Raw genomic sequence first — 6982 nt, 5'->3', positions numbered from 1 at the left:
GATAGACAACCATCTCTAGCACCGCCCGCTCTGTATAACTGAAACCTCGTCAGGCCAGCAGCGTCGGCTTCAGCTCGACGATGCGGCCGAGGAGGCCGTTGACGAAGGACGGCGACTCGTCGGTGGACAGCTCGCGGGCCAGGCCCACCGCCTCGTCGACCGCGACGGCGTCCGGGACGTCGTCGTTCCAGAGGATCTCCCACGTGGCGAGGCGCAGCAGCGCCCGGTCGACCGCGGGCATGCGCGCGATCGTCCAGCCGTGCGCGTGCGTCGCGAGGACCTCGTCGATGCGCTCGAGGTGCGCCAGGACGCCCTCGACGAGGTCGACGCTGTACTGCGGCAGCGCCGTCTCCGCGCCCGGCTCGACGACGCGGCGCGCGAGGAGCTCGCCCACCGCGACACCGCGCTGGTCGGCCTCGAACAGCACGTCGAGCGCGCGCTTGCGCGCCTTGGTCCGGGCGCCCACGTCAGTCGTTCACGCGGCCGAGGTACGACCCGTCGCGGGTGTCCACCTTGACCTTGGTGTTCGACTCGAGGAAGAGCGGCACCTGGATCTCGTAGCCGGTCTCGAGCGTGGCGGGCTTGGTGCCGGCCGACGAGCGGTCGCCCTGCAGGCCCGGCTCCGTGTACGTGACCTCGAGCGTGACCGACGGCGGCAGCTCGACGTAGAGCGGCACGCCCTCGTTGGTCGCGACGAGCGCGGTCTGCGACTCGAGCATGAAGTTCGCGGCGTCACCGACCGTCGCGGCGGGGACGTTGATCTGGTCGTACGTGTCCGTGTCCATGAACACGAAGTCGTCGCCGTCCTTGTACAGGTACTGCATGTCGCGCTTGTCGACGTTCGCCGTCTCGACCTTGATGCCCGCGTTGAACGTGCGGTCGACGACCTTGCCGGACAGCACGTTCTTCAGCTTGGTGCGCACGAACGCGCCGCCCTTGCCGGGCTTGACGTGCTGGAACTCGATGACGGTCCACAGCTGGCCGTCGATCTTCAGCACGGTGCCGTTCTTCAGGTCGTTGGTGGTCGCCACGAGCGTCGTTCTCCCAGTCGGTGGTCGAGGTGCGCCCGTTCCGGCGCGCGAGCGGCGCAGGGGCGCCGGCCGCCCGCAGCGGTCGCCGTGACGGCCACCCGGCCGCGGGCCGTCGTCCATCGTACCGGGTCACGGGCCGCCCGCCCGAGCGGCGCGGCTCACGCCAGCAGCAGCCGCCCGGCGAACCCGACGAGCGACGCCCACACCAGCGACGCGAGCGTGCCGATGACGAACCGCTCGGACGCGCCCGGGTTCTCGCGCAGCTCGGCGTACCGGCCGAGGCCCTTGACGGCCACGACGATCGCGGCGCCCTCGGGCATGCCCGCGAGGATGCTGGCCGTCACGCCGAGCCGTTCCAGCACGCCGATCCACGTCCCGCCGCGGAGCACGCGCCGGGCGCCCGGCCCCTCGGGCCCGTCGCTGAGCGTGAGCGGCCCGGCGGTCGCCTGGGCGGACGGCGTCTCCCGGCCGGCGTCGGCGGAGCGGGACGCGAGGTCGAGGACGAGCCGGGTGCTGTACCAGCCGCCGCCGGCGGACACGGCGAGGGCGGCGACCCAGACGAGGGCCAGGAGGGCGGGGTGCACGCGACGACCCTGGCGTCAGCCCTGCGCGGCCGTCAACAGGCGCGCCGCCACCGGGCGGACCGCCTGCTCCTCCGCCCACAGCGCGGCGCGCAGCCGCTGGCTGACGGCCTGCTGCGTCACGCCGAGCGCCTGCGCGACGACGTCCTGGCCGGCGCCGGACCGCACCGCGTCCACGGCGTCCCACCCGGCGGGCGTGCGGCGGGCCAGCACCGCACCGAGCAGCGTCAGGACCGCCTCGGCGTCGCCGGCCGCGACCGCGTCGACGCCGCGCACGGCGAGCGGCACGGGACGCTGCCGGCTCTTGGCCGCCTCGACCGCGGCGCGCGCGAGCACGAAGGCCTCGCCCGTCCCGGCGCGCGTGGACGCCGGCAGCGGCTCCTGCACGGGTCCCGCGCCGACCCCGACGCTCCAGCCGCCCGCACGGACCAGCGCCAGCACCAGCCCGACCACGTCCTCGGCGTCGTGGAGCACGCCCTGGACCTCGTCGCCGACGGTGCGCTCGAACCCGCGCACCAGCCCCGGGGCGCCGTCGAGCCGCTCGAGGAGCCCGGGCACGAGGTCGGCCCCGCGCCGGCTCCCCCGCTGGTCGACCGTCATTACGAACACGTCACAAGTGTGCACCCTTGTTGCGACGACAACAAGCCCTTGCGTTTGTTATCGGTACGACAAGCCCCCAGGCTTGCACCTCCTGCGCTGAGACCGGCGGAACCGGGGCCCACCGTGCCCCGGACCGCCGGTCTCACTGGCGCCGGGCGAGGTGTGCCACCATGCGCCGAATCCCTTCGACGACCTCGGCCGAGCGCCGCGTGAGGTCCTCCCACGTGTAGCGCAGCACCGTGCAGCCCGCACCGACCAGGAGGTTCTGCCGCGTCCGATCGCGCTGGAAGCGGTCGGGTCCGTGCGCGACGCGACCGTCGACCTCCACGACGAGCCGGACCGCGCCGAACCAGACGTCCGCCACCGCGGCCACACCGAGCACCGGCGCGAGGTCGACGTCCGCCGCCCACCCGGTGATCCCGGCCGCCCGCAGCAGCTCGTGCAGCAGCTCCTCCGCCTCGCTGTACACGCCACGACGCAGGCGGTCGGCCGCCCGGGCCAGGCGCGCGTTCCCGCGGTAGCCCGGGCGTGCCGCCAGCCACGCGTCGACGAGGTCGGCGGTGAGCAGGCGCCGCGGCCCCGCCCAGGCGAGCAGCCGGTCGCCGTCACGCTCGGGGAGGACGGCGAGGCAGTCGAGCACCGTGCGCGCCGGCCGCGTCACCGGCACGTCGCCGTAGGACGACACCTCGTCCCCTACCCATCGGTGCTCGTGGCTGCGTAGCCGTCCGCGGGGGCGTCGCGGCGTGGGTACGAGCACGTGCACCTGGCCGTCGTCCGGTACGGGCATCCCGTGCAGACGCGCGGCGCTCGTCAGCGCCAGCACCGCGTCCGGCCATGTGAGCCACGCGGCGTACGCGTCTGCCTCGGCGGACAGCGGGGTGGCGACGGAGGCGAGCGCCGCGCCCGCGACACGGTGCCAGACCCGTCGCTCCAGCCGGTGCCGGACCTGGTCGGTCGAGAGGCCCGCGGCGAGTGCCTGCCGCCGCGTGAAGACGCCGCGTTGCCCGCGGGCGACGGGCGGCACCCACGCGGTGTCGATGAGCCGAGGCATGCCCCGACCGTGCACCACGCCCCTCCGACGTGACCTCGCCGAGCCGCGCCCGGTGGACACCTACGCCGTCTCGCCGGGCTGTGGGCGGCTCACCGCACCGGTGAGACCGTCGTCGGCGGGTGTACACGTGCCTGGAACGACGGTCTCACCGCCGGGCGGTGGGGTCAGAGGTCGATGGTGGCGGTGGGGGTGCGGTCGACCGAGATCTCCGCGTACGCGGCGGCCAGGAGGGTCGGGTCCGGGCCCTCCAGGCGCACCGGGCGGCCGACGTCCTCCAGGACGACGAACCGCAGCAGGTCGCCACGCGTCTTCTTGTCGCGCCGCATCGCGGCCATGAGCTGCTCCCAGCGGTCGCCGCGGTACGTGACCGGCAGGCCGAGCGCGGTGAGGACGGACCGGTGCCGCGCCACGACGTCGTCGTCGAGCCGGCCGGCGAGCCGGGCCAGCTCCGCGGCGAACACCATGCCGACCGACACGGCGGCGCCGTGCCGCCAGCGGTAGCGCTCGACGTGCTCGACGGCGTGCCCGAGCGTGTGGCCGTAGTTGAGGATCTCGCGCAGGCCCGCCTCCCGGAGGTCCTCCCCCACGACGCGCGCCTTGACGGCCACCGCCCGCTCGATGAGCTCGAGCAGCACGGGCGACGCGGCCGCGGCGGCAGGGTCGGTGAGCAGCGCCGTGTTCTCCTCGACCAGCTCGAGGATGCGCGGGTCGGCGATGAAGCCGGCCTTGACGACCTCCGCCAGCCCGGCGACGAAGTCGTGCCGGTTCATCGACCCGAGCGCCGCCAGGTCGCACAGCACGCCCGCCGGCGGGTGGAACGCGCCGACGAGGTTCTTGCCCTCGGCCGTGTTGATGCCGGTCTTGCCGCCGACCGCCGCGTCCACCATGGCGAGCACGGTCGTCGGCACGTGCACCACCCGGACGCCGCGCAGCCACGTGGCGCCGACGAAGCCGGCGAGGTCCGTCGTCGCGCCACCGCCCAGCCCGATCACGGCGTCGCTGCGCGTGAAGTCCGCCTGCCCCAGCACCTGCCACAGGAACGCGGCGACCTGCGCGGTCTTGGCCTCCTCGGCGTCGGGCACCTCGGCGAGGAACACCTCGTACCCCTGCGCGAGCAGGTCCTCGCGCACGGCGTCGGCGGACGTGGCGAGCGTCGGCGGGTGCACGACGAGCACGCGGCGCACCGCCTCGCCCAGCAGCGCGGGCAGGTGGCCCAGCAGGTGGCGGCCGACGACGACGTCGTACGGCTGCTCCCCCGCGACGCGGACGGTGCGCGTGCCGGGCGTGCCGGCGTCCGTACCGGTCGTCGTCGTGCTCATCGCTGCTCCTCCTCGGTGCCGCCGCCGACCCGCAGGTCGGTCAGCGCGGACTCGATCGCCTCGGCCACGCCCGCCGGGCGCATGCCGTCGGTCGGCACGCGCAGCGTGGCGACCTCCTCGTACACGGGCCGCCGCGCGTCCATGAGCGCCTGCCACTGCGCCCGGGGGTTGCCGAGCAGCAGCGGACGCGACCGGTTCAGCCCGACGCGCGGCGCCGCGTGCGCGAGCGACACGTCGAGGAAGACGACCACCCCGCCGCCGGCCCGGTAGTCGGCCAGCGCCGCGCGGGTCCCGGCGTCGAGCACGGCGCCGCCGCCGAGCGCGAGCACGCCGTCGTGCTGCGCGAGGGCCGCCGCCACGGCGTCGCGCTCCAGCGCCCGGAACGCCGGCTCGCCGTCGTCGACGAAGATCTCGGTGATCGGCTTGCCGGCGACGCGCTCCACGTCGGCGTCCGTGTCACGCACCGTCAGCCGCCAGCGCTCCGCGAGCGCGGCCGCGACGGTCGACTTCCCCGCACCCGGGGGGCCGACGAGGACGACACGGGGACCGGGGGTGTCTGCGGGCACGGACGCAGGGTAGTCGCCGTCCCGCGCGCGGGTGCCGGTGGTCCGCCGCGGCGGGCCACCGGCACCGGGTCCGTACAGGTCCGTCAGACGGGTGCCGGTGCGCCCTCCCCGGCCGCGGGACGACGCGGTGCGGGGGTCGGGCCCAGCCCGTGCCCCGCGACCCGCAGCAGCGCCGGCATGTCGAAGTCGTCCCCCTCGCCGAGGAACGGCCGCCACGTGGGCTCGTTGCGCAGCCACGACGAGGGGTCCGCGGCGAGCAGCCCGAGGAAGACCTCGCCGACGATCGTGCCGCCCACCTCGCCGAGGTGCTCGCCGCCGGCCTGCACGGACGCCTCCCGCAGCACGTAGTACCAGAGCGGCGCGGGACGGCCGCCCAGCCCGAGCTCCTCCTCGGTCAGCCGGGTCAGCCCCATGCGCGCGGCGACGGCCTGCCCCGACGGCAGCAGCAGCCGCGCACCGCGCACGAGGTTGCGGAACGTGAGCGACGGGACATCGCCCGCGATCTCCGGCGGCAGCGCCTTCAGCGGGTTCGCCAGCCGCGTGTCGATGTGCCGCGACAGCTGCAGGTCGTCGCTGCCGGCGCCCTCGACCTCGAAGAACCGCGCCCACTCGATCGTCCAGAACCGCGGCAGCGGCCGGAACCCGCCGAAGTGCCCGAGCGGGTCGGCGGTGACGGACTGCGGCGTGAACGTCGGCAGCCCCGGAGGGGCGTCCTGCGCCTGCGGGTCCGGCGCGCCCACCACCGTGTTCAGCCGGTACCGGCCGCGCACCTGCGAGTGCCCGAACCGGTACGCCGCCACGGAGAACTCCACCGGCATGTACGGGGCGTGCCGCCAGGAGAAGTGCTGCAGCGAGAGGCGCGGCACGCCGTCCGACTCGTCGAGGAGCCGGGCGAACGTGGCGTCGCCGATGGTGCGGCGCAGGAAGTCGTGCACGACGACCCACTGGTAGTGCCACCGCACGATGCGCTGCGCCGTCTCGAAGGGCGTCTCGCTGCCCCGCGCGAGGTGCGGGTCGTCGAGGACGCGGTCCATGACGGCGTTGTGGAACTTGAGCATGGTGAGCTGGAGCTGGCCGACGAACGTGTTCTCGTCGTTGCGCGGGTCCCCCAGCAGCGCGACGCCCTGCACGTTGCGCGGCAGGTCGTCGTCGAGCCCGTTGTTGCCGATGAGCATCTTCGCGGCACCGGCGACCTGGCTGTCCTGGTCGTACAGGAACGGGTCGTCGGCCGGCCCCCGCCCGTAGAGGCAGTCGAGGTCGAAGCGCGGGCTGCGGAAGTTCGTCAGCGCGTCGGGGTCGTTCTGCCGCGTGAGGCTCGAGACCGGGTCGAACGTGAGGTCGTGGTCGATGAACTGGCCGAGGTAGGTGTACCCGGCGGGGATGCGCGGGTTGTCCATCGTCGGGTCGCCGCCGGAGGCGCCCTCCTCCATGAGGTCGGCGACCTCGCGGATCTCGGCGTCGGACGGGACGTACGGCGGGAGCCGGAAGAGCCGGCCGAACCGGCCCTCGTGCAGGGCGGACAGCGGCAGGTACTGCAGGCCGCGGACGTCGTGCCCGTGGCCGCGGGCCGGCCGGCGGCCGTAGCCGAGGCCGTGCGCGGAGGTGCCCGCCGAGGTGAGCTGCTCGACGGTCCGGGGCGCGTTGTGCCCGGCGTCCGGGGACGCCGGGTGAGGTGACTCGGGGCGTTGCGGTGCGAGCGTCATGGTTCCCCCAGAACCTGGACGGGCCGCCGCGGGAGCGACGGCTCCATCTGCAGGGGGCCGGCCGGTCGGCGGGTGATACGTCCGCACCGGACGGAACTTATGGGGGCCTCCGGCGGCGGTCGGGGCGTCCC

General features: G+C 74.9%; 8 protein-coding genes. All 8 read right to left on the bottom strand.

Annotated elements, in window-relative coordinates:
• Nucleotides 1–49 precede the first annotated feature (49 nt).
• The 8 genes from nusB to ACFUMH_RS17950 all read right to left on the bottom strand — a co-directional run bounded on the left by nusB (nt 50) and on the right by ACFUMH_RS17950 (nt 6851).
• Nucleotides 50–466 (bottom strand): transcription antitermination factor NusB, encoded by a 417-nt coding sequence (nusB, locus tag ACFUMH_RS17985; RefSeq protein ID WP_378208765.1) that lies wholly within the window; start codon nt 464–466, stop codon nt 50–52.
• A 1-nt stretch (nt 467) separates the two neighbouring features.
• Complete coding sequence (gene efp, locus ACFUMH_RS17980) at nt 468–1031, bottom strand: elongation factor P (RefSeq protein WP_378208763.1); 564 nt, start codon at nt 1029–1031, stop codon at nt 468–470.
• Nucleotides 1032–1189: 158 nt separating this feature from the next.
• Nucleotides 1190–1615 carry a hypothetical protein gene (locus ACFUMH_RS17975; RefSeq protein ID WP_378208761.1) on the bottom strand — a complete coding sequence of 142 codons (426 nt, stop codon included), beginning with the start codon at nt 1613–1615 and terminating at the stop codon, nt 1190–1192.
• Between the two features lie 15 nt (nt 1616–1630).
• Nucleotides 1631–2212 carry a hypothetical protein gene (locus tag ACFUMH_RS17970; protein WP_378208767.1) on the bottom strand — a complete coding sequence of 194 codons (582 nt, stop codon included), beginning with the start codon at nt 2210–2212 and terminating at the stop codon, nt 1631–1633.
• A gap of 142 nt (nt 2213–2354) precedes the next feature.
• Complete coding sequence (locus ACFUMH_RS17965) at nt 2355–3263, bottom strand: DUF559 domain-containing protein (protein WP_378208759.1); 909 nt, start codon at nt 3261–3263, stop codon at nt 2355–2357.
• Nucleotides 3264–3427: 164 nt separating this feature from the next.
• Complete coding sequence (gene aroB / locus ACFUMH_RS17960; protein ID WP_378208756.1) at nt 3428–4582, bottom strand: 3-dehydroquinate synthase; 1155 nt, start codon at nt 4580–4582, stop codon at nt 3428–3430.
• Nucleotides 4579–5148 (bottom strand): shikimate kinase, encoded by a 570-nt coding sequence (locus ACFUMH_RS17955; protein ID WP_378208754.1) that lies wholly within the window; start codon nt 5146–5148, stop codon nt 4579–4581. The genes aroB and ACFUMH_RS17955 overlap by 4 nt, the downstream gene beginning before the upstream one ends.
• A gap of 83 nt (nt 5149–5231) precedes the next feature.
• A complete protein-coding gene (locus ACFUMH_RS17950) occupies nt 5232–6851 on the bottom strand; it encodes a heme peroxidase family protein (protein WP_378208752.1) in 1620 nt (539 codons plus the stop codon).
• Between the last annotated feature and the right edge of the window lie 131 nt (nt 6852–6982).

The organism is Cellulomonas sp. NPDC057328 (assembly GCF_042667215.1).
In the GTDB taxonomy this organism is placed as follows: domain Bacteria; phylum Actinomycetota; class Actinomycetes; order Actinomycetales; family Cellulomonadaceae; genus Cellulomonas.
Note: the sequence above shows the minus strand (reverse complement) of the source record. Positions and strands in the feature narration are given on the sequence as shown.